19 protein-coding genes are annotated in these 21,433 nt (G+C 69.8%); 8 read left to right on the forward strand and 11 right to left on the reverse strand.

Features of this window, described 5'->3' with window-relative positions:
* The first annotated feature begins 25 nt into the window (after positions 1-25).
* The 7 genes from PX653_RS09525 (at position 26) to PX653_RS09555 (ending at position 8,205) form a co-directional block, all read left to right on the forward strand.
* Positions 26-559 carry a GNAT family N-acetyltransferase gene (locus PX653_RS09525; protein WP_277417653.1) on the forward strand — a complete coding sequence of 178 codons (534 nt, stop codon included), beginning with the start codon at positions 26-28 and terminating at the stop codon, positions 557-559.
* Positions 560-694: 135 nt separating this feature from the next.
* A complete protein-coding gene (locus tag PX653_RS09530) occupies positions 695-1,090 on the forward strand; it encodes a glycine zipper domain-containing protein (protein WP_277417654.1) in 396 nt (131 codons plus the stop codon).
* Positions 1,091-1,233: 143 nt separating this feature from the next.
* Positions 1,234-2,220 carry a protein kinase domain-containing protein gene (locus PX653_RS09535; protein ID WP_277417655.1) on the forward strand — a complete coding sequence of 329 codons (987 nt, stop codon included), beginning with the start codon at positions 1,234-1,236 and terminating at the stop codon, positions 2,218-2,220.
* Positions 2,217-4,535: an FtsW/RodA/SpoVE family cell cycle protein gene (locus PX653_RS09540; protein ID WP_277417656.1), complete on the forward strand. Its 2,319-nt coding sequence runs from the start codon at positions 2,217-2,219 to the stop codon at positions 4,533-4,535. The genes PX653_RS09535 and PX653_RS09540 overlap by 4 nt, the downstream gene beginning before the upstream one ends.
* 5 nt (positions 4,536-4,540) lie before the next feature.
* A complete protein-coding gene (locus PX653_RS09545; RefSeq protein ID WP_277417657.1) occupies positions 4,541-6,010 on the forward strand; it encodes a hypothetical protein in 1,470 nt (489 codons plus the stop codon).
* 10 nt (positions 6,011-6,020) lie between these two features.
* A complete protein-coding gene (locus PX653_RS09550) occupies positions 6,021-6,476 on the forward strand; it encodes an SH3 domain-containing protein (protein ID WP_277417658.1) in 456 nt (151 codons plus the stop codon).
* A 160-nt stretch (positions 6,477-6,636) separates the two neighbouring features.
* A complete protein-coding gene (locus PX653_RS09555) occupies positions 6,637-8,205 on the forward strand; it encodes an FHA domain-containing protein (RefSeq protein WP_277417659.1) in 1,569 nt (522 codons plus the stop codon).
* 37 nt (positions 8,206-8,242) lie between these two features.
* Here the strand turns inward: PX653_RS09555 and PX653_RS09560 are convergent, their stop codons facing one another.
* Positions 8,243-9,133, reverse strand: coding sequence for a pirin family protein (locus PX653_RS09560; RefSeq protein ID WP_277417660.1), 891 nt, complete (start codon positions 9,131-9,133; stop codon positions 8,243-8,245).
* Positions 9,130-9,546 (reverse strand): OsmC family protein, encoded by a 417-nt coding sequence (locus PX653_RS09565; RefSeq protein WP_277417661.1) that lies wholly within the window; start codon positions 9,544-9,546, stop codon positions 9,130-9,132. The genes PX653_RS09560 and PX653_RS09565 overlap by 4 nt, the downstream gene beginning before the upstream one ends.
* Before the next feature lie 137 nt (positions 9,547-9,683).
* Between PX653_RS09565 and PX653_RS09570 the strand changes: the two genes are divergently transcribed.
* A complete protein-coding gene (locus tag PX653_RS09570) occupies positions 9,684-10,016 on the forward strand; it encodes an SMR family transporter (RefSeq protein ID WP_277417662.1) in 333 nt (110 codons plus the stop codon).
* Positions 10,017-10,075: 59 nt separating this feature from the next.
* Here PX653_RS09570 and PX653_RS09575 read toward each other — a convergent pair whose 3' ends face one another.
* From PX653_RS09575 to PX653_RS09615, 9 genes are all read right to left on the reverse strand, one after another.
* Positions 10,076-10,792 (reverse strand): IS4 family transposase, encoded by a 717-nt coding sequence (locus PX653_RS09575; RefSeq protein ID WP_307731068.1) that lies wholly within the window; start codon positions 10,790-10,792, stop codon positions 10,076-10,078.
* Between the two features lie 33 nt (positions 10,793-10,825).
* Positions 10,826-11,994, reverse strand: a protein-coding gene (locus PX653_RS09580) for an IS3 family transposase (protein WP_371876332.1) whose coding sequence is annotated in 2 segments (ribosomal slippage) — positions 10,826-11,739 and positions 11,739-11,994 — 1,170 coding nt in all. Because the reading frame shifts where the segments join, the coding sequence is not laid out codon by codon here.
* A 22-nt stretch (positions 11,995-12,016) separates the two neighbouring features.
* Entirely contained in the window at positions 12,017-12,526 is a 510-nt protein-coding gene (locus PX653_RS09585; protein WP_277417663.1) for a hypothetical protein, read from the reverse strand.
* Between the two features lie 249 nt (positions 12,527-12,775).
* Positions 12,776-15,157 (reverse strand): SUMF1/EgtB/PvdO family nonheme iron enzyme, encoded by a 2,382-nt coding sequence (locus PX653_RS09590; RefSeq protein WP_277417664.1) that lies wholly within the window; start codon positions 15,155-15,157, stop codon positions 12,776-12,778.
* A 9-nt stretch (positions 15,158-15,166) separates the two neighbouring features.
* The gene (locus PX653_RS09595) at positions 15,167-17,434 is read right to left on the reverse strand and encodes an SPFH domain-containing protein (RefSeq protein ID WP_277417665.1); all 2,268 of its coding nucleotides are present in this window, start codon (positions 17,432-17,434) and stop codon (positions 15,167-15,169) included.
* Between the two features lie 58 nt (positions 17,435-17,492).
* Positions 17,493-18,533 (reverse strand): hypothetical protein, encoded by a 1,041-nt coding sequence (locus tag PX653_RS09600; RefSeq protein WP_277417666.1) that lies wholly within the window; start codon positions 18,531-18,533, stop codon positions 17,493-17,495.
* Entirely contained in the window at positions 18,530-19,594 is a 1,065-nt protein-coding gene (locus PX653_RS09605) for a hypothetical protein (RefSeq protein ID WP_277417667.1), read from the reverse strand. The genes PX653_RS09600 and PX653_RS09605 overlap by 4 nt, the downstream gene beginning before the upstream one ends.
* Before the next feature lie 7 nt (positions 19,595-19,601).
* Positions 19,602-20,159 carry a hypothetical protein gene (locus tag PX653_RS09610; RefSeq protein WP_277418551.1) on the reverse strand — a complete coding sequence of 186 codons (558 nt, stop codon included), beginning with the start codon at positions 20,157-20,159 and terminating at the stop codon, positions 19,602-19,604.
* Positions 20,160-20,169: 10 nt separating this feature from the next.
* The gene (locus tag PX653_RS09615) at positions 20,170-21,357 is read right to left on the reverse strand and encodes a hypothetical protein (protein ID WP_277417668.1); all 1,188 of its coding nucleotides are present in this window, start codon (positions 21,355-21,357) and stop codon (positions 20,170-20,172) included.
* Positions 21,358-21,433 lie beyond the last annotated feature (76 nt).

The raw sequence follows: 21,433 nt of genomic DNA on the forward strand, positions 1-21,433 counted from the left end.
CCGCCCGTTGGCATACCATGGACCGATGCTCAAAGGCCCCCTCTGCACGGTCCGGCACCTCCTTGGCACGGACCTGAACACCTTCATCGCGCTGGTCAACGACCTGCCGTCGCGGGGCGATTATTTCTCCAGCCACTTCAAGTCGCCCGAGGCGATGCGCAAGGAATTCATGCAGACGTCGTTCGTGACGGACGACAGCGAATTGTTCGTCGTGGAGGACCTGCGCCATCACATCGTCGGCGTCATCACGCACTTCAAGAGCCGTACGCCGACCAGCCGCGAGATCGGCTACCGCCTGTTCGACGTCGAGCTGGCCGGCCAGGGCTACACGACGGCGGCGCTGCGGCTGCTGACGGATCACCTGTTCCGCGTCCATCCCTGGCACCGGCTGGAGGTGCTGGCCGCGCCGGACAACGTGGCCTCCGTGCGGGTGGCGCAGAAATGCGGCTACCGGGCCGAAGGCACACTGCGCGGCGCCTTCTTCATCCATGGCCGCTACCAGGACGTCACCGTGCTCAGCCTGCTGCGCCCGGAATGGGAACGGCTGCCGCCGCCCTGAACTGTTACAACCTGCGACGCGATTGTAAGAATCTGTATAAGCGTTTGGTTGCTACTGTCGCGTTCGTTATATTGATTCCCATACCGCGGCCGGAACGGTCGCCGGGTGGAGCAGATAATAACGAGGGGAAATAAAATGTCGATCAAAAAATTCTTTGCCGTACTGTTGCTGGGCGCCGCCGTCACCACGTCGTCTGCCGCGCTGGCCGCCGGCGACCGCGAATTCAACACCGCCGCCGGCGCCGTGATCGGTGCCGCCATCGGCAGCCACCAGGCGGGCACCAACGGCGCCATCGTCGGCGGCGTGGCCGGCGCGGCCCTGGGCAACGCACTGAGCTCGGATCGCCATCGCCGCGACCGCTACGTGGAGACCCGTGTCTACCACGAGCCGCAGCGCGTGTACTACGAGCGCCCGCGTTCCGTGCATTACTACGACGCGCCGCGCCACCACCGGCACTACCATGGCTGCGGCCATCGTCATGGCCGTGGCCATGGTCACGGCCACCGTCATCACCGTCACCACGGTCACTGATCCGCTTTACGCGACACCCGAAAGCCCGGCATTTGCCGGGCTTTTTGCTTTCCGCTCTCGTCGTCGACCGCAATAAAGAAAGGGTGACAGTCACCGTTTCTGCCTCCCCCCGCTAAGCCGGCATGTCCCCCACGGAGCATGCCATGCCAGCCAGCGACACCGTCATCACCCTCGACCGCGGGCCCTACCGCATGCGGTCACAGATCGGCCGTTCCGTCTACGGCACCGTGTGGCGTGCCGTCGCGCCGGATGGCCGCGACGTGGCCGTCAAGCTTGTCAACGAAGAGCGCATGGCCCAGGCCGAGCCGGGCCTGCGCGAGCGCTGGGTCGCCTGCGCCTGTAACGAGATCGCCTTCCTGCGCACGCTGGCGCCGTGGGACAACCGCCATCTGGTGCGCCTCGTCGACAGCGGCTGGCACGCCGGCCTGCCCGTGCTGGTACTGGAACTTCTGCCCACCGACCTGGCGCGCCACCTGGCCCAATGCCGCGCTGCCGGCGCGCCGCCGTCGTTCGCCCAGGCGCTGGACTGGGCCGGCCAGTTGAACCAGGCCCTGGGCAAGGTGCACCAGTATGGCTGGCGCTACCTGGACCTGAAACCGGCCAATATCCTGCTCGATCCCGCCACCGGCACGTTGCGCCTGGCGGACTTCGGCACCAACCGCCGGCTGACCGCCACCGAGGCGCACAGCTATGCCGGCACCGCACAGTGGCAGGCGCCCGAGCAGTTCATTCCCGCGCCGGACGGCGGCTACGCCACCAGTCACCGCAGCGATTATTTCGCGCTGGGCGCGCTGCTGTACTTCATCGTGACCGGGGTGCCCCTGCACTGGAGCAGCGCATGCGGCCAGGCCTACCGCGAGCACCTGGCCGACGGCGCGCGGCACCTGCTGGCCGCGCACGGCGGCGCGGTGCCTGCCCTGCCGACCCTCGGCGAGGTGCAGCGCTTCGCTGCCGCCGTACCGGCCGGATCGCGCGATGCCGCGCTGGCCTTGTTGCGGGCACTGCTTGCCGCCGAGCCCTCGGCACGGCCGCCCCATGCCGTCGCCATCAGCCGGTTGCTCGCGGCTGCGGGCTCTGGCCTGGCCCTCACGCACGTCGAACGCACCTGCGCGCTGACGGAGGCCGCATGAGCCGTGCGCGAACCGTCGTCGTCGCGCTGGTCGCCCTGCTGCTGGCATTGCAACTGCTGGCCATCGCGCGTGCGCCGCAGGCATGGCAGCCGGCCACCATCGCCATTCGCCTGGCCCCAGGCGCCAGCGTCACGCTCGGTCGCGCCGAACTGGCCGCGGTAGGCGCCCAGGCGCGCCACCTGCAACTGGCGCGCGATGGCGCCGGCCGCTGGTCGATCCGCATGCTGCCGGATGTGCGCCCGCCGGTCGTCGATGACGTGCGCATGGGCAGCGTGAGTGTCGCTGGACTTCGCTCCATCCAGGTCGGCGCCACCGTGCTGCAAGTGACGAGCGCAAATGCACGCGCCATTGCGTTCAGCGACGGTACGCGGGCCTGGCGCTACGACGGCGCCACCCTGTACCGCGACGGCGCCGCGCTGCCGGCCTGCCCGGATGCGCCCATGGCGCGCCGCATGATCGCCCTGTGGAACCGCGTGGCCCCGGCCGCGCTGACGGCGGCGCGGCCGCTGCAGTTCGGCGGCAACCTGTATTGCGACAATTGGCTCGGCTTGGCCGATATCGCCGCCGGCAGCGCCATGCTGGCGAGGACGGACGGTACGTTGCGCCTGGCGGGCGATGGCGTCACGCCGGTGCTGGCCGACGGCGCCGACCTGCGCACGCAGGCGTTGCCACTGGCCGGCGCGAAAGGCCTGACGGTCGGCGCCACCCGCTACCGGCTGCATGCCGCGGGCGACGTGCTGACGCTAACGCCCCATCGGCGTGTAGCGCTGTTTTCCGTCGCGGAAGCGGCGCTGCCCGACCAGGTGACTTGGCAATGGCAACGGCGCGCCCCATGGCAGGGCAGCACGCTGGCGTGGGCCGGCGCGCTGGCGTGGGCCGGCGCGCTGGCGGCGGCGGCGGCCCTGCTGGCGCCGTGGCTGCTGCCGTCGCCCCTTCCTGCACGCGGCAATATCCTGCGCCCCACGCGCAAGGCACCGCCCGGCCCCGCCCATTGGCTCGCCGCGGCATTGCTGCTGGCGGCCGGCATGGTGTCGCTGGTGCTGCAACGCCAGGGCCAGCCGCCCGCCGTGCTCTGCTCATGGTTGCTGGCCGCTGCCGCGCTGGGCGCCTGGCTGCTCGCGCCCGGCCGCCTCGGCCTTGCCGGGCACGGCGCCCTGCTGCTGTTCGGCTGCGGCCTGCTGGCGCAGCTGGACATGGGCCTGGGCGCCCCCGACACCGGCTGGCTGCGCTACTACCACAAGACGGCCGCGCTGCTGGCGCTCGGCTCGGCCGCCGCGCTGGCGTGGCGGCTGTGGTGTAGCCACGGTCGCCCCCTGGCGCAACGCCACGTGGAGTTCCTGCTGGGCGTGCTGGCCGCCGGCGCCCTGCTGCTGCTGGCCGCGCAGGTGCTGTGGGGCGACGAGACCGGCGTGTTCGACCTGCAGCCGGTGGAACTGGCCAAACTCGTGCTGGCGGGCCTGACGGCGCATTGCCTGGCGCTGCGCCTGGGCTGGAGCGACCACGGTGCCGCCCGTCCCGGCCTCGGCGCGCGCTGGCTGCGGCTGCTGGCGCCGGCGCTGCTGTTCCTGGCCCTGCTGGGCGTGGCGCTGGTCCAGGTCGACGACTACTCGCCCCTGATCCTGCTGCTGCTGTGGGCTGGCGCCGTGGCGCTGGCCTATGCCCTGGCGGCCGGTCGGCGCTGGAGCGCCGCGCTGCTGGCGATGCTCGCGCTGGCCGGCAGCGCCGCCGTCCCCGCCCTGCACGCGGCCGGCACCGATGGCCTGCCCGCCTCGTTCTACGGCGACCGCTTCCAGGTCTGGCTGGCGCCCGCGCTCCATCCGCACACGGGCCAGCAACTGCTGCAGGGCGGCAGCGCCATCGCGCAAGGCGGCTGGCTGGGCACGGACGGCATGCTGGGCCTGACGACGCTCGGCACGGGCGCGGGCGCCGTGCTGGCCCTGCCCGCCGTGCAGGACGATTTCGCACCGTCGCTGTTCCTGCACCGGCATGGCCTGCTGGCGGGGCTGCTGCTGTGGTGCGTCCAGGCGGCCGTGCTGGCCGGCCTGCTTGGTGCGGCCGTGCAGTCGGCCCGCGCGGCCACCCGCGCGCGTGGCTTTCGCACTGCCTGGCGCGCCCGCCTGCGCGCCTTCGTCCTGTGCGGCGGCGGCGCCTTTCTGGCCGGCCACCTGCTGCTGTCATGGGGCACCAATCTCGCCATCGTCCCGGTGATGGGCCAGCCGATGAGTTTCCTGTCGGCCGGCGGCAGCCACCTGCTGTTTTTCCTCCTCCCCCTGCTAGGCATCCATGCCGCGCAACCGACCCCACCACAGGAGTGAGAACCATGCCCACCTATGTCCAACACGAAGTCCTCGGCCGCATCCCGGACGTGTTCAATGCCGAGGCAATCTGGCAGGCGCCGGGACTGGCGCTGTTTGCCCGCCGCCCGCTGCTGCGCGACCTGCTGGAACGCTGTCCGCGCGAACAGCGGGGCCGCGCCGCCACGCGCTGCTTCGCCCATGTGACGCTGCGCCTGCCGCAGGAGGACGTCGATGACGACTATCACCTGACCCGCGGCAACCGCGCACGCGAGCTGACGGAGACGCTGGCCGCGCTGCACCGCAAGGACTTCGGCGACCTGCTGGGCAACGACGACGTGCGCTACCACGTGGCCGGCGCCGACGACCTGGCGGCCGGCGAGATCGAAGTGCGCTTCGGCCATGCCGTCTACCTGCCCTCGCCCGGCGAGCAGGTGCTGTTCGACGTCAGCGCCTCCGGCGACGGCGCCACCTGGCATGCCGTCTGCCCCGTCTACCCGGACCAGCGCCTTGCGCTGATCGGCGACGGCACCACGGGCAGCGCGGCGCCGGGCTGGCCGTTCGGCGCGGAAGGCGTGATCCTCCTGATCAACGACGGTCCCGATGCGGAACCGGTGCTGCAGGTGCGCCCGAAAGGGGCGTTCGATTGCGTGCGCGATGCCCGGCCCGGCCATTACACGGTGACGTCGCGCCAGGGCAAACGGCTGCTGTTGAAGGTGGCACGCGCCGGGACCGCCGCCGCGGGGCCCGCCGTATGGAAACCACGTACGCGCGAGGCCGCGCCACCCGTCGTCGTCGAACCCACCGCCATGCCGATGCGGCGCGCCGAGCCAGGCAGCGATGCCACGTTCGCGCCGGGTGCCCGCGCGCGCCTGACGCTGGCCGCGCTGGCCCTGCCGCGCCTGAGCCGCTACCGGGGCACCGGCGTGACGCGGCTGGCGCTGCCGTTCAACCGCCAGTTGACGCTCGCGCCGGACGGTGCAACACCGGCGCTGACCCTGACCGTGGATGCGGCCGACGGCCTGCAGGTACAGACCGCCACCGCCGCGGCCGCGCCGCTCGACCTGCCGGCCGCGCTGGCGCCGCACGGTGAACGCACCTTGCACGTCAGCGCCGTGGCGGCGCCGCTGGCCGAGCGCTACAGCGCCCTGGTCGTGCTGCCGCAGCCGCCCGCCATGCCGCTGTCCGGCCAGGCGCTGTTCGGCCGCGGCAGCCCTGCGCTGGCGGCATTGCGCGTGCTCGATACGGCGCGCTGCCTCAGCGGCGCGGATGGCACGCCGCTGCCGGGCGCCGACCGCCTCGGCCTGTCGCGCAACGCGTTCAGCTGCGCAGCGCAGCCCGATGGCCTGCTGCTGGCACGGCAGTCGGCCAACCAGGCCCTGTATCACCTCGACGCGGACATGCGGTACGTCGCCACGATCGGCGAGGCGCCCTGCCTGCTGCCGCCCGGCCACCATGTCGTCGCCGGCCACTACGTGCTGCGCTACGACGCTTGAGGAGCGCGCGATGACGCTAGCCGAAGCATTGCATGCCGGCCATGGCGCGCCGGCCTACCTGCTGGCCCTTGCGCTGACCCTGGCGCTGGCGGCCGGCCTGACCCCGCGCCACTGGTGGCGCCGGCCCACCGCTCGCGGCGCCGTCGTGCTGGGCGGCGGCACGTGGCTGTTCGGCGCGCTGCTGCTGGCCGCGTTGCCGCTGCAGTTCGTTGTCGCTGCGCCTGCCGCCGTGGTGGCGCCGCCACGTCCGTTAGCGGCGGGACAACCTTATCGCGTCCATCGCGACCTCAACGTGCGCGCACAGGCGGGCGTGGGCGCGGCGCGCGTGACGGTGATCCCGGCCGGCGCCATCGTCACGCCCACGGGCGAGCAGGCGGGCGACTGGTGGCGCATCCGCTATGGCGCGGCGCCGCAGCGGCTGGGCTGGGCCAGCAGCCTTTGGTTACGCCAGGCCGTGGAGCCGTGACACACAATTAGCGCGGCGACATCAAAGCTTGCCAGGGAGTTCACCCTTTCCGGACAGCCCTTGAATACAGGGCAAAACACCCCCCTGTTCGGGCTAAAGGCCGATTGCCAAGCGACCGTAAAAGCGCGTAAAGTTCGCCTATCCCTCCTGTGGCGAACCCATGAACAAATGCCGTAACACCGATCACCCGCACTGCACCTTCTGGGTTGCGCCGGGCCAGCACGTCTGCGAAGGCGGCCACGCGCAGGACGCGGCGGCCCAGCCCGCGGATGCGATCGGGCAAACGGTGGGGCAGACGATGGGGCAAAGCTACGGCCTGCTGAGCGCCGTGCGCAATGCGCGCGCGCCGCAAGCGAGCGTGGTCGCGCCAACCCAGCCGCAGGAAGCGGAACCGTCGTACGAACGCCTGGCCGCGCCGATCCGCGTGCGCCCGCAACTGCGCATCAGCGGCTTCGACCCGCGCGCCGCCGGGGGCCGCCAGACCCTCAAGATGGAACTGCGCGGCATGCCGGGCGACTGCGCGCCGCGGCTGGCGCTGCAACTGACGTCCGAGCTGATTCCGAACGGCGCATCGCGCCAGCAGTTCGTCCGCTCCGTGGACGGCGACTGGTGCCCCGTGTTCGTCGAATTCTCGTCGCGCGACCGCGAGCACGGCCAGTACCAGATCACCACGCAGATTCTCTCCCAGCAGCCCGGCCAGCCGGCCCGCAAATGGGAATGCACGTTCGTCATCCTGGTGCCGCGCCTGGACGCGAGCCTGACGGAAATCCACCGCATCTTCCTGTCCACCCACAAGAACGTGCGCGTGATGGCGGACGACGCGTCGATCGCGCGCGTGTCGGGCCAGGGCGGCGACAGCATGGACATCGACGTCACGGCGCGCAACGCCGGCATCGCCCACGTGGACCTGTCGGCACCGGCCGGCAAGGTGGACCTGGGCTTCTCGACCATCGCGTGGGACGAGGACCTGATCGAGATCGACATGCCGCGGACCAGCCCCGCGCACCCGCACCCGAGCCGCGCGGCCAGCTTCGTCAACGCGGCGCCGGAAGCGGGCGCGCAACGCCACGTGCGCCTGTTCGCGCTGGACGAATGCGTGTTCGGCCGCTTCGAGCTGGTCGATCCGGAAGCGCACGCGCTGCTGCACCACTACACGCCGGACGGCATCGACACGGCCGGCCTGACGCGCCGCCTGTCCGGCCGCCACGCCGTGATCCGCCGCGGTACGCAAGGCTTCGAGATCGAGGACGTGTCGCGCTACGGCATCCTGCTCGATGGCGTCTGGCCCGGCAAGCACAAGCCGGTGGCGCTGCGCCTGGGCATGCGCATCGAGCTGTCCGCCAGCATCAAGGGCATCGCCGTGCTGGAAGTGACGGGCCTGCTGCCGCATGGCGTGATCCTGCACCGCATCGACGACGGCGCCCGCGCCGAATGTTTCGTCGTGCTGGCACCGGAAACGCATCCGGGCTACCCCATGCGCCGCGCGCAGACAGCGCCCGCCGCCGCCGCACTGCCCCTGCTGTTCCACCTGGACGGCGGCTTCTGGCACCTGGACGCCGTGACCGGCAAGGAAACGGCGCTGGCCCCGACGGTGCAGGCGGACAAGCTGTCGCGCGTGGCACCGCACACGCGCTTTGCCAGCGACGTGTATCCGGAGAGCTGGATCATCCGCACCACCGGTGTCGCGTACGAGACCGAGACGGCGGCTACCGAAGCCACCCACGCTTGATGACACCGGGGACAGGCACCTGTCCCCTCGGGTCCTGCTACAGGTAAGTCCCGCCCGCCGGCTTCTTCGGCAACGGAATGAACTCCGTCTCCCCCGGCACCTTCTCGAAACGCTGCGCATCCCAGTCCTCGGCCGCGCGCAGCAAGCGCTCCTTCGACGACGAGACAAAATTCCAGAACATGAAGCGGCGCCCGTCCAGCGGTGCGCCACCGATGACGACGAAACGCGCATCGCTGTCGGCGCCCACTTTCTGCGGCGTTGCCGTGTCCAGCAGCGCCATCAGGTTCGGCGCCAGCGGCGCGTCGTCCAGCAGCAGGCTGCCCGTTACCGGATAGAGCGCCGCCTCGGCCGGCAGGTCGGCGAGCACCAGCGCCTGCCCGGCCGGCAGTTGCACGTCCAGGTACAGGGTCTCCATGAACGTGGGCACGGGCGACACCAAGCCGAACGCTTGCCCGACCAGCACGCGCACCGTGGCACCGTCCACCGTCAGTTCGGGAATCGCCTCGGCCGGAGTATGCGAGAACGCGGGCGCGTCCTCCTCGTTCGCCTGCGGCAGCGCGGCCCACAGCTGCAGGCCGTGGGTGCGGTGCGGATGTCCGACAAGGTCCTGCGGCGTGCGCTCCGAATGGACGATGCCGCGCCCCGCCGTCATCCAGTTGATGGCGCCCGGCTCGATGCGCTGGAACGTGCCGATGCTGTCGCGATGGTCCATCGCACCTTCGAACAGGTACGTCACGGTGGCCAGGCCGATGTGCGGGTGCGGACGCACGTCATGGTCGGCGTCGGGCGCCACGTCGATCGGACCGAAGTGGTCGAAGAAGATGAACGGCCCCACGGCCTGCTTGACCGCGGCGGGCAGGTAGCGGCGCACGACGAAGCCGCCGCCCAGGTCCTTGTCGTGGCCCTTCAGCAGTTGGGCGACGCTCATGCCGGCGCTCCCGCCAGGTGCGTGGCGACTTCGGTGGTCACGCTCGACATCAGCTTGTGCACGGGGCATTTCTGCGCCACGCCCAGCAGCTCCTCGCGCTGCGCCGGCGACAGGTCGCCCGTCAGGTGCAAGGTGGCGGCCAGCCGGTACACCCCCTTGCGCTCCTCGCTGGCATCGCGCTCGGTGACCACGCGCACGTCCTCCACCGGGATGTTCTTGCGCTTGGCATACCACAGCACCGTCAACGCCTTGCAGGCCGACAGCGCCGCATCGTACAGGTCATGCGGCGACGGCCCGGCATCGATGCCGCCCTCTTCGACGGAGACGTCGGTGGAGACGATGTGGTTGCGCACATGGACGATGTGGCGCATGGGCTGCGACTGGTCGCGGATGACGGTGATGGGTGTCGACATGAGGATTCCTTGTAGCGTGTGGCGGCCGGAATGGCCTTGCCGCAATCTACACCCTTTCCCGGCAGGCTGCCTATCGGCCGAAGGGGGCAGGCGCTCTGGCATACTGCGCGCTTGCACACTATTGCCTGGAGTCCCCCATGAAGAACTGGCTGTTCCTGGCCATCGCCATCGTTGCCGAAACCATCGCCACCTCCGCCCTGAAAGCCAGCGATGGCTTTTCGCGCCTGTGGCCGTCCGTCGCGGTCGTCGTCGGCTATGGCGTGGCGTTCTATTGCCTGTCGCTGACCTTGCGCTCGATCCCGGTCGGTATCGCCTATGCCGTGTGGTCCGGCGTGGGAATCATGCTGATCTCGCTGGTGGGCTGGCTTGTCTACGGACAGAAGCTGGATGCGCCCGCGCTGGTCGGGATGGGGTTGATCGTGGCCGGGGTCGTGGTGATGAACGTGTTCTCGAAGTCCGCGGCGCATTGATGCAGTGGCGGCCGCAGGGCTGCTCGCGTAGGGTCTGTCCCTGAGCCTTCCCCTCATTTTTAATAGATGAGCACTAGACTGGCCAGCTCCTGCATAGCTTCGTGGAGCTGGCTGTGCGTCAGCCTTCGATACCTGACGTCGGCGAGCCATTGGCGAGCTAAGGAAACGATCGACACAGTTTTCGCGGATTTGGGTTTGCTGCCGTAGCGCATACGATAGCCCCGACTTTGCGCAACGATGCCGATGATCCATAGGGCGAAGCTGAGCAAGGTGCCGATAAGAAGTAGTGCGGCGAGACGCTTGGGTTGGCGTGTTTGACTGTGGCGAATTCCCATCCCCCACCGCGGGTTTTTGAGGTCGCGGAAAGTCTGTTCGATTTGCATGCGACAGCTGTATAAGGCGACGATCTGTTTTGCACGCAGCCTCGATAGTCCTGGTGAGACGGACAACAGCCAGGGTTCGGATTGTCCCTTACGCTGTTTGTTGCTGTGATGGCTGCCGGCGTCATTGCCGAAGACGGTCAATTTCTTTCGCCCTTGGGGCGACTTCTTCACCAAAGTCAGACGGCATTTCACCAAGCGCGATTGGGTATGTTCGAACCGTCCCAAATCGCGTGGGACCTTAGTGGCGTGGAGGTAAAGCTCTTTGCAAGGCTGCCACTTCGTGGTGCCTTCTACGCGAACGGTGTCGAGATTACGAATTCTACCGATCCAATCGTAGCCGAGCTCGCCGAGCATCTGGAACCAAGTCCCCCGAAAGCCCGCGTCGGTGATGATTGAGGTGTACTGTCAATAGCGGACACTCTTGTTTCAAACCGCCTGCAGCCGTTTGCTGAATTCCTCGGCAAACAACGCTGGCGCTACATTGCCAAGACGCGAGTGGCGTCGCTGGCGGTTATAAAAGCTTTCGATGTACTCCTGTATCGCGGCCTTCGCATCGGCGCGGGTTGCATATCGTTGATGGTGCACCAGCTCATTTTTCAGACTGCCCCAGAAGCTTTCCATAGGCGCGTTGTCGTAGCAGTTCCCCCTGCGCGACATGGACGGTTGCATGCCAAACTGCTTGACGAGCTTTTGATAGTCGTGAGCGCAATACTGGCTCCCACGGTCGGAGTGGTGAATCAATCCCGGCGCCGGGCGCTTGTTGCGCACGGCTTTCCAAAGGGCCTGTGCGGTCAGCGTTTGCGTCATGCGCGCACCCATCGAATAGCCCACCAGTTCGCATGTAAAGACGTCTTTGATGCCGGCCAGGTAGAGCCAGCCTTCGCCTGTGGCGACATACGTGATGTCGGTTACCCAGGCTTCGTTCGGGCGGGTTGGTGCGAAGGTCTGATTCAACAGATTCTCGGCCACCGGCAGCTCATGGTTCGAGTTGGTGGTGGCCTTGAATTTTCGCTTCTGCTTACAGCGCAGGGCAAGCTCACGTCGTAGCCGGACGATGCGGTCACGGCCAGCAGGAAAGCCTTGTGCGGCCAGTTCCGGCTGCATCCGAAGTGGCCCATATGTCTGCCGGCTCTGCGTATGAACCGCCTCGATGGCGACCTTCAGGCGCGCGTCCTCCTGCGCACGTTTCGACGGCTGCCCGTGAGTCCAAGCATAGAACCCGCTGCGCGACACGTCGAAGACGCGGCAGAGCGCGCTTAGTGAATATTCGAGTCGCAATGTCTTCATGACCGCGTACTTGGCAGCGACTCCCGCGCAAAGTACGCTGCCGCCTTTTTTACGATATCGCGCTCCATGCGGGCCTCAGCAAGCTCCTTGCGCAGCTTGGTAACTTCGGCCTCAAGTTCGGGCACGGAGCGGCTGCCGGGAGCCACTTTGGATGAGGTGCCACCCCTCGCTGCAGCTACCCAATTGGCCAAGGTTCCCTTGGGAATCATGAGCCGTAACGCCGCGTCCTCCAGCGTCAGACCCTGTGTCAGGACCAGTTTTACCGCTTCTTCACGAAGCTCCGGGGTGTATGATTTTGAGCGTGCCATAAGTTTCTCCAGTTGGTGAAGTCTACCAAACAGGAGTGTCCGAAAAAGTCAGGGTACCCCAGATCACTGGACTGCGGTGTGGAGGCAGTACCGTCCGTAGAGTCTCCAGGAAACGATGATGGACTTGTCTGCTGCCATACGACTTGGTTGGATGCAGCTCCTCATAAATCGTGATCGCACGCCCCTCCACCACCACGGCGGCGCGCAGCAAATGCTGACTTACATCCGGCAGCAAATCAGACCAATCGACGATCACTGCAATGCGCTCCTGATGCGGCAGGAGGTGGTGCGCCAAGGCCTTGAAGATGCTTACCCGCTCCTTGGCCAAGTGAGCGTTACTTAGAAGGCGGTCGATGCGCTTGATCCGATAGCGTAGGCTTACTTCACTTTCTAGCGCCTTGCTCATTCCCATCATTGCCAGCCCGCCGCTGCGGGCCGCTTCGACAGCATCGGCCAAGCATCTCCGCCGTTTGGCGTGCATCGCGGAGCACTGATCGGCCAAAAACTTCTGTATGATTTGCTGTGCATGCATGGTCTGTGCCTTTCATTCGCAGTTTGGTCGCTACGAATAAAAGGGCTAACACAGCCATGCATGCGCCGTTTTTGGGATTGAAAGTTAACAGCTTCCGCTTCCGTTTACAACAGAAATTTGTGGGGAAGGCTCAGGGTCTGTCCCCCTCGTGGGGACTGACCCTGAAGTTGCTTCACTGCCGCGCAACGCAACGAACTTCGGGGTCAGTCCCTGTGCAGGGACTGACCCCAGCGCTTCCGCGGCCGCAGGCTACCCGATCCGCCGCGCCACCCGGAAGCCGACCACGTCGTTGGACAGGAACGCCGAATAGCCATTGCGCACCGCCGAACGCAGGTAGCGCGGCTGGTACAGCCAGGCGCCGCCGCGCAGCACGCGGCGCGACGGGTCGCCACCCTGCTCCCAGGCGCTGCCATCGACCGGCGCGCCGACGTAGTTGTCGTGCACCGGGTCCTGCACCCATTCCCACACATTGCCGTGCATGTCGTACAGGCCCCAGGGGTTGGGCGGGAAGCTGCCGACCTTCGTCGTGCCGCCACGCGACTCGCCCTTGACGCCGGCGCCGTAGGTGAAATTGCCGTCGTAGTTGGCCTGCGTGCCCGCGATCTCGTTGCCGAAGCTGAATGCGGTCTTGCTGCCCGCGCGGCACGCGTACTCCCATTCCGCTTCGCTGGGCAGGCGGTACACCTGGCCCGTCATCACGGACAGCCAGTTCAGGTAGTCCTGCGCGTCGTACCAGCTGATGCCGACCACCGGATGGTCGTCGTCCTGGCGGAAACCCGGCTGCTCCCAATCGACGTCCAGCTTGGGCTCCCAGCCGGTGGCGCGCACGAAGCGGCGCCATTCGCCCACGGTGACGGGATAGCGGCCCAAGGCGAACGAGCGCTCGATGCCGACCCAGTGCGGCGGCTTTTCGCGCTCCAGCCAGGCGCGCTGCGCGCCGGCCTTCAGCGCCACCGCATGCTCGTAGTCGTGCGCACCCATCTCGAAGCGGCCGGTCGGGATCAGCACCAGGTCGGGTCCTGTGGCGCTGCCGTCGACGAACGGGTCGCGCAGCACGCCGCTGGGGTCGGCGACCGGGCTGGACGGCGTGGGCAATTGCGCCGCCAGTTCGGCCGCATGGCGCGCGGCCTGCTCGCGCCGGTGGCGTTCCTGTTCGGCGCGATACGCCGCTTCCGCCTTCAGTTGCGCCGCCTTGCGCTGCTTTTCCTCTTCCGCCTGGCGCGCCTGGAGCGCGTCGGCCTCGCGCCGCGCCAGCAGTTGCTGGCGCAGCCGCTCCTTGCGCTCGGCGGCCTGCGCTTCCGCTTCCAGCCGGCGCTGCTTCTCCAGCGCGCGCCGTACCTGGTCCTGCTTCACCTTTTCCAGCGCGGCCGCTTGCGCCTCGGCCTTGCGCCGCGCCGCCACTTCCATCTGCCGCTGCAGCTCGATGCGACGCTGTTCCGCCGCCTCGGCGGCGCGGCGCCGTTCCAGTTCCTTCGGATCGAGCACCGGTGCCGGTGCGCGCTGCTCGGCCTGGACCTGGCGCGCGGCCCGTTCCGCCTCCGCCAGCGCACGGGCGCGGGCCTGCTCGGCCTCCTCCTGCGCACGCCGCCGCTCCTGCTCCGCCAGCTCGGCGGCGCTCGGCCCGGCAGCCCGCGCCAGCGCGTCCAGCAGCGCCGCCACGGACGGCGGCCGCTCGTCCTGATCGAACGCGAAGCCGTGCTGCAGCACGTCCCATTGCGCCTCGTTCAGGCCGGGCGGCGCCACCGGCGCGATCTGCGCGGAACGGCTGTCGTCGAACGGCATGGCGCCCGCCAGTAACTGGTAGATCATCACCGCCACCGCGTACACGTCCAGCTGCGGCGCCGGTTCGCCCCGGTGCGTGCCCGCCTCCGGCGCGCGGTAGCCGGCCGTGCCGGCGTTGGGCGTGCGTGCGCCACCCTGCGCGTTGCCCGGGCTGGACGCCGCATCGCGCGCGCGCGCGGCGATGCCGAAATCGAGCAGCTTGACGTGGCCTGCGGCTGTCAGGAACACGTTGCCGGGCTTGAGGTCGCGGTGCACCAGCCGGTGCCGCTCCCACGCATAGGCCAGCGCCGCCGCGACGGGACGCAGGATGCGCTCGACGGCCGCCAGGTCGGCGCGGCCATTGCGCGCCAGCCAGGCGTCCAGATCTTCGCCATCCAGGCATTCCATGATGATGAAATAGCTGGCCGTGGCCGGGTCCTGGGCCCATTCGTAGACCCGCACGATATTGTCGTGCGCCAGCCGGCGCGCCTGGGTGGCCTCCTCCACCAGCAGGCGTGCGTGCACGGGACTCTGCGTCAGCTGCGGCGGCAGGATCTTGACGGCGACGATCTCGCTGTGGCCCAGCTCCGCATGCGTGGCCAGGTCGGTGGCCTGCCACACCTGGCCCATGCCGCCCATGCCGATCAGCCGTTCGAGCCGGTAGCGGCGGTGTTGCGGGCCGATCTCCTGGCCCACCATCAATCCCAGCTCGGTGCCCTGGCGCGGCGGCAGCGGCGGCGCCGTGCCGCCGGGCGGCGCGTATTCGGCATCGAGGATTGCGTTCTTGCGGCGGTCGAATTCCTCCTGACTCAGCAGGCCATCCTCATGCAGCGCGCGCAGCTCGCGGATCTTTTCTCTGGCTGTCTGCATCGCTTCCTTTTACCGCTGCAGCGGCACGCCGCACTCCGCGCAGAACTTCGCATCGGGCTTGTCGGCCGGGACCGGGTGGCCGTTGACACACACGCGCGGCGCGGGCGCGGCCGCAGGCGCGTGATGGTGGTGCACCGGCGCGCCCGCCTGCGCGACGCCCACGCCCAGCTGCATCTGCGCCGCCAGCGCATTGGCGTGCGTGGCGTTCTGCAGCTTCAGCAGCTCCAGCTGGTGCTGGCGGTCCTTGTCCTGCTGGGCCTCCGTGCGCGCGCGCTCGTCGGCCGCCGTCTGCTGCGCCAGGCGCATGGCGTCCAGCTGGCTGATGCTGTTCTCGGCCGCCACCACGCTGGCCAGGGCCTGCAGCTGTTCCGGGCTCATGCCCGCATGGGCCTGCGTCTTCATCAGCTGCGCCAGCGCCTGCGCGTTGGGCGTGTCCGCCAGCGCGATCTTGCCCGTGTCCGACAGCGTCCCCACGGCCTGGATGCGCTCGATCTCGATGCGCGCCAGTTCGGCCGCGTGGTTCTGCTGGGCCACCAGCGTGTCGTAATCGAGCTTCCAGCGCGCATGGCGCTCATCGCGCTCGTGCTCGATGCGGCGCAGCTCCTGCTGCCACTGCGCCTCATGCTCGCGCAGCTTCAGCGCCAGCCGCTGCTCCTCGGCCTCGATGGCGATCGACTGGGCCTGGCGCTGCTGGGCGCCGTCCGCCTCGATCGTGCGCAACAGCTTGGCATGCTGCGCCAGCGCCTCGGCGGACGCACCGGTGCGGCGCAGCTCGTCCAGCCGTGCCCGCGCCGCCGCCTCCTTGTCCCCTTCGCCGCGCGCCAGTTCGCGCTGGCGTGCCACGTGCTGGGCCTCCTCCCATTCCTGCACGCGCTCGGCCTCGCGCCGGCGCGCGGCATTGGCCAGCGCGACGCCCTGGAAGCGGGCCTGGTGGTGCTCGGCCTCGATCTCCGCCTCGCGCCGCTGCGCATCCAGTTCCGCCTGCTGCAGGCGCTTGGCCTGGGCACGCCGGGCCGACTCGTCCTCGATCGCCAGCGCCTGTTCCATCTGGTTGCAGATCTGCTGCAGGTGCAGCCGGTGCGTGAAGCGCTGCCGTGCGAACGCGCGTTCCTCCGCTGCGGCCTGCTGCGCCACTTCCAGCTCCGTGCGCAGGCGGATCTGCGCCAGTTGGCGCACGTGGGCCCACTCGGCCGCCACGCCGGCGCGCTGGGCCGCCTGGCCCGCCAGCTCGTGCTCCAGTTCCGCGACGGCCGCGCCGGCGCCCTTGTCGACGGCGTGCTTGCGCGTGTCCGATTCGGCGATGCGGGCATACAGGTCGATCTCGCGGGCGCGGATGGCTTGCAGTCGCTCGGCCTGGCGCAGCGCCAGCTCCGCATTGTCCACCGTCGCATCCTGGCGCAGCTCGGCGCGGCGGTACTCGCTGCGTGCCTTCTGCTCCTCGCGCCAGATGGCCTGCCATTCCTCGTCGTCATACAGCTGGTCCAGGTGCTTGACGTGCTCCAGCTGCGCGTGGCGTTCGTCCGTCACCAGCCACAGGCTGCCCACGCGGGCGCGGTTGGCGTCGAACTTGTCGTGCCGCAGCGCCAGCGTGTCCACCTGCACGGCGGCCAGGCCGAATTCGGCCAGGCGCAGCTTCAGCGCGGCCTGCAGCCGTTCGTCCAGCTGGGCGCGCAGGTCCGGGTTGCCGTGCATCTCGCGCAAGGAGCGCGCGCCGATGAATTCCGCTGCGATCTGGCGCACCATCGGCGCCAGCAGGTCGTGCAGGTGGCGCGTGGTGACGGTGCCGGGCGCCGTCATGAAGTGCTGGGCGAACGCGGCGACGATCTCGACCTTGATGCCGACCGTGAAGCGCGCCGCGATCTTGAGGTGTTCGCTGGTGGCCAGGTCGTCGAACGCGAACTCCACCGGCAGCGGCGTGGTGCGGGTGACGAGGATTTCCGCATGCTGGTCGCGCAGCAGGTTGTTCAGGCGGCCGAAGAAGCCTTCCAGCTCGTACTCGCCCTGCGCGACCTCGGTGGCCGTCTCGCCCTGCAGGATATAGGCACGGGTGGTGGCGGGCACGCGCAGCGTCTTGGTGAAAAGGCCGGACAGTTCGCGCACGCCGAAGTACACGGCCAATTCGTCGGCAGCGGGGATCCAGCGGTTGTCCTGCAGCACGGGCTCGCTGCGGGGCGCGCCCAGCGACAGGCCGCAGCCGCCGCAGTAGCCGTCCGCGCCACCGTTTTTCTGCCCGCAGCGGGGGCAGCGGGCGCCACCGGCACCAAACATCTTGAACATGTCAGACTCCTTGCTTTTTTGTACACGGCCTGCCGTGCGATTTTAACAGGCGCACGATTCAGATGAGCCCTATCCGGTCGATGCACGCCAGCGTGGCGCCACGCCCGCGCAGCGCTTGCGCGAACCCGGCCGGCAACTCGTCCTGCCACGCCGCCGGCAGCAGCACGCGGTCGCCCGGCAGCGCCTGCGCCAGGATCAGCTGCGTCTTTGCCGCCAGCCCCGCCACGCCCTCGACCTGGCCCGCGTGCCACGCGCTGGACGTCCCCGTGGCGATCAGCCGGCCGCGCGGCACGAAGTCGCGCCCGCGCGCCAGGCGGTCGGCCAGCACCAGTGCAAGCTGGTAGGAGTCGCCCTGGAAGCGCGCCGCACCGAAGCGGACGACCGTGCGCCAGCGTCCCATGCCACGGCCGTCAAAGTGGCGCGCGCCCGCCAGCGCCGCGCGCACGGCCTGCTGCAGCGCCGCGTCCGTGCCCGGCACCGCGATGGTGTCTTCCTCGTCCGCCGGGTCGTCCGGCGGACGAGGGAACACGCTGACCTCGACCCAGGCCAGGCTGTCGTTGATGCCGCCGCTGTGCAGCGGGAACCACGTGCGTACGACCGACACGGCGGCACCCGGATCGGCGTGCCCCGTCAGTGCACCCAGGTGCGGCAGGTAGTCAAACGGCCCGGCATCGGCCGGCCGGGCACCGCCCAGCACAGCGTCCGCCGGCAGCGTGGCCGGCGGCGCATGCCCGTCGATGCGGCCCAGCTGCCATGCATCGGACCAGCCCAGCGCCAGTGGCGTCTCCCGTGCGTTCCAGGTACCGCGCACGAGACGGTCGGCCAGCACGGCGGCCAGCTCCCAGTTGCGCTCCGCCGGCGCGGGCGTGCCGTCGAGACTCAGCACCACCTGCTCGCGTGCATCGAGCCGCGCTTCCGTCAGGCGGGCGAGGCGCACCACTTCGGCCATCCGTTCGCCCAGTTGCGGCGCGCCCGGCACGGCGCATTTGACGTCCGCGCGGCCGGCACGCGGGCGGCGCGTGGCCGTCACGGTCAAGGCCGTGCCGTCGGCCAGCAGCGTGCGGCACTGCGCGGTGGCGGGCGTCGCTGCGCGGGTCATAGCGTGGGCTCCCGCCGCTGCAAGCTTGAATCGTCCGCATGATCGACGGCACGGCGCCGCGCCAGGTGGTCGGCCAGGTTGGCCAGCACGCGCTCCGCTTCGTCCTGCAGCGGCGCGAAACCGTCCTGCTTCATGCGCGCCAGCACGCTCCACGCGTCGTCCAATGCCGCGAGAGCCGCGACGCTGGCCGCTGCGCGGCTGGCGCGGGCCGCGGGCACCAGCGGCTGGCCAGGAGCCGCCAGCGCAAGGGCCGGCATCGTGTTGACGTCCAGCGCGGCCAGCGCCACCTTCTGCAGCAGTTCCCGGTGCGCGGCGAAGGCGCCCCCGGGCAGCGGCAGAAGGCGCAGCTGTGCCGCCAGCGCAGGCAGTTCGAGGAACAGGCGGCGCAATGCCCGCGCATCGTCGGGCGGCGCCAGGGCGGTCGTGGCAGCCGCCGACGCCGGGGCCGGCACTTCGGTGTACGGGGGCGTCGGCTCGAGCCGTTCCGCGCGGCCGCGCAGCACGGCCGCGTAGTCGACGATGTCGCCCAGGTCGACCGGCACGCAATCGGTCACGATCAGGCCGAAGCGCGTGTACAGCAGTTCGTTGACACCGGCGCGGAACGCGTGCCATTCCTCCAGCGACGTGCCGGGCGGCAGGTCGAGCAGCCCCTGCGCCAACGCGCCGCGCAACGCGCCCTGCACCAGCGCCGCGAAGGCGGCCACGGTGAGCCGCTCGGGCGGCGCTTCCGCAGCCAGCAGCAGCGTGAAGCGTTCGCGGCCCGGGACGGCATCGGCGCCGGCCAGCATGCCGGTCAGCCGCAGCCCGGCTTCGGGCGCGGCCGCGAACGGCACGAGATCCATCGCGTACGGCCCCGCATGCCAGCACCACGCCGCCTCGCCGGCGCAGCAGGCGACCCGCTCGCCCGGCCGCACGACTGGACGACGGGCACCGCCATCGGCCCCCACCACGGTGACGGTACTGCCGGCCGGTGCGGCCAGGCCGTCGCAGCGCAGCGCGATGACGGCCTGGCCCAGCTGGTCCGCCTGCGGCGGCGTGGCGGTACGGCCGAACAGTTTCATCGACGCCTCACGCTTGCCCGGCCGCGGGCGCGACCAGGAAGGTGGCGCCACGCGCCTGCAAATAGGCGTCAGGCGCCAGCGCGAACGGCCAGGCGGCCTCGCATTCGCCGTCGCCGTCCAGGCGCCCTTGCAGCAGCGTGGCGCCGGCGCCGTCGCTGACGCGCAGCAGCGGGCCTTCGCGCAGCAGGGCCGGGGCAATAGGCGCGGCCGGGTCCAGCTGCAGGATCACCTGCCAGGCGCCTTCCTGGGCGATGAAATGCAGTGTCCAGTGGCCGTCGTCCGTGACGAGGCGCGCGGGCGCCGTGCCGCTGTCGGCCGCGCGCAGCATGCCGGTACTGCCGGCCCAGCGCGGGGCGCGGGCCTGCCGCCGCGCCAGCGCCAGGTGGCGGAAGCGCCGCAGCGTCAGCGGCGACCCGTGCAGGGCGGCCAGCTCGCCCGCCGTCAGGGGCCGGCTGCCCTCCAGCGCCGCCTGCAGCGTGGCGTCCGCCAGCATCAGCCGGTCGCCCGTCCTGGCGGCCAGCAGCACGCGCTCGCGCAGCTTGGCCCCTACCTTGTCGTCATCCATGCTCGTCACGTCATTCTCCTTGGGCGGCCGGGACCATCCCGTTCAGCCGTTCGATCGCCGCGTTGCGGCGCTTGCGCAGGGTCGGCACCGACATGCCGCCCTGCAGCGCCAACTGCTCCAGCGTGGGGAGGCCGCCAGCCGGGCCACGCCGCCAGTCGTCCGGATAACTGTCGTCGTCCGGGCCCAGCACCTTCAGGCAGACCGCCTGCCGCACCGGCAAAGATTCGGCAGCCAGCGCGGCCAGCGCCGCCGTCAAGCTGTCATAGCGGGGGGCGGGGCAAACCCCGGCGCCCTCGGGATCGGCCAGGACGCGATCGGCTTCGGTGCTGGCGGCGCTGGCCGATTGCGTCCCCACCCGCTCCAGGTCGGCCAGCCAGTCGGCCGCCGCGTGTTCGTCGTGCAGCCAGGCGGCGCCGTCGGCATTGGCGCTCAGCGCTTCATAGTCGGCGATCTCCGTCAGCAGCGCGCCGATGCGCTCGGGCTGGTTGCGCAGGCTGGCGAAGCGCTTCGAGCGCGTGTGCAGCGGCCCTGGCGTGCCGCCGAAGCGAGCCAGCGACTCGCTCCACCGGATCACCCATTCGGGCCGGCAGCGCGCCGCCGACGTCAGCTGGCGCACCTCGATGGGCATCGCGTCCGCCGGCCGGTCCAGGATGGCGGCCACCTGTGCCGCCGTGCCGGGCCAGCCCGCGAACACCTGTTCGATGGCGCGCCAGGCCATATCCAGCATGCGGTACGTGTAGATCCGGTTGGCCGAACAGGGCTCGCCGGTGGCGGCCTGGTAGTTGTCCGCATCGACCTGGTCGCGCAACGTGGCATACATGTCGTTGACCTTCTTGCGCAGCAGCGCGTCGCCCGTGCCGCCCTGCCAGAAGGCTCCCTGCTTGGCGTGTTCCGCCGCCAGGCCGCCGGCAAAGGCCAGCCAGAACGCGGGGCGCGCTTGCAGCTCGAACAGGAGGCCCATGGCCAGGTCGCCGATGCTGTCGCCGTAGCTGTTGCCGGGGCCGTGCGCGCTGCGGCCGGCCGCGTGCAGCACGGGCGCCAGCGCATCCGTGTAGTCGTCCAGCAGCGCCGCGTGGCGATCCGGCTGCAGCACCGCCTCCAGGTCACAGCGGCGCAGCGCCGCCAGCGAGCTGGCGCCCAGCAGCTTGCGCACCCCTTCCCAGCCGTGCTCCTGATAACGCGTTCCCGGCAACCGCATCTGGTCCGTTTCCCCATGGCGCGGGCCGCCGGAACGCCGGCGGCAGCCGCATGCTCATCATGCCACGAACGCCGCG

Source organism: Pseudoduganella chitinolytica, assembly GCF_029028125.1.
Classification (GTDB): domain Bacteria; phylum Pseudomonadota; class Gammaproteobacteria; order Burkholderiales; family Burkholderiaceae_D; genus Rugamonas; species Rugamonas chitinolytica.

Bases quoted from the DNA above. Each gene is read 5' to 3' on its own strand.
- PX653_RS09525 (WP_277417653.1), top strand. From the start codon at position 26: ATGCTCAAAGGCCCCCTCTGCACGGTCCGGCACCTCCTTGGCACGGAC.
- PX653_RS09550 (WP_277417658.1), top strand. From the start codon at position 6,021: ATGACGCTAGCCGAAGCATTGCATGCCGGCCATGGCGCGCCGGCCTAC.
- PX653_RS09605 (WP_277417667.1), bottom strand. From the start codon at position 19,594: ATGAAACTGTTCGGCCGTACCGCCACGCCGCCGCAGGCGGACCAGCTG.
- PX653_RS09590 (WP_277417664.1), bottom strand. From the start codon at position 15,157: ATGCAGACAGCCAGAGAAAAGATCCGCGAGCTGCGCGCGCTGCATGAG.
- PX653_RS09615 (WP_277417668.1), bottom strand. From the start codon at position 21,357: ATGCGGTTGCCGGGAACGCGTTATCAGGAGCACGGCTGGGAAGGGGTG.
- PX653_RS09540 (WP_277417656.1), top strand. From the start codon at position 2,217: ATGAGCCGTGCGCGAACCGTCGTCGTCGCGCTGGTCGCCCTGCTGCTG.
- PX653_RS09570 (WP_277417662.1), top strand. From the start codon at position 9,684: ATGAAGAACTGGCTGTTCCTGGCCATCGCCATCGTTGCCGAAACCATC.
- PX653_RS09585 (WP_277417663.1), bottom strand. From the start codon at position 12,526: ATGCATGCACAGCAAATCATACAGAAGTTTTTGGCCGATCAGTGCTCC.
- PX653_RS09565 (WP_277417661.1), bottom strand. From the start codon at position 9,546: ATGTCGACACCCATCACCGTCATCCGCGACCAGTCGCAGCCCATGCGC.
- PX653_RS09530 (WP_277417654.1), top strand. From the start codon at position 695: ATGTCGATCAAAAAATTCTTTGCCGTACTGTTGCTGGGCGCCGCCGTC.
- PX653_RS09610 (WP_277418551.1), bottom strand. From the start codon at position 20,159: ATGGATGACGACAAGGTAGGGGCCAAGCTGCGCGAGCGCGTGCTGCTG.
- PX653_RS09600 (WP_277417666.1), bottom strand. From the start codon at position 18,533: ATGACCCGCGCAGCGACGCCCGCCACCGCGCAGTGCCGCACGCTGCTG.
- PX653_RS09535 (WP_277417655.1), top strand. From the start codon at position 1,234: ATGCCAGCCAGCGACACCGTCATCACCCTCGACCGCGGGCCCTACCGC.
- PX653_RS09595 (WP_277417665.1), bottom strand. From the start codon at position 17,434: ATGTTCAAGATGTTTGGTGCCGGTGGCGCCCGCTGCCCCCGCTGCGGG.
- PX653_RS09560 (WP_277417660.1), bottom strand. From the start codon at position 9,133: ATGAGCGTCGCCCAACTGCTGAAGGGCCACGACAAGGACCTGGGCGGC.
- PX653_RS09545 (WP_277417657.1), top strand. From the start codon at position 4,541: ATGCCCACCTATGTCCAACACGAAGTCCTCGGCCGCATCCCGGACGTG.
- PX653_RS09555 (WP_277417659.1), top strand. From the start codon at position 6,637: ATGAACAAATGCCGTAACACCGATCACCCGCACTGCACCTTCTGGGTT.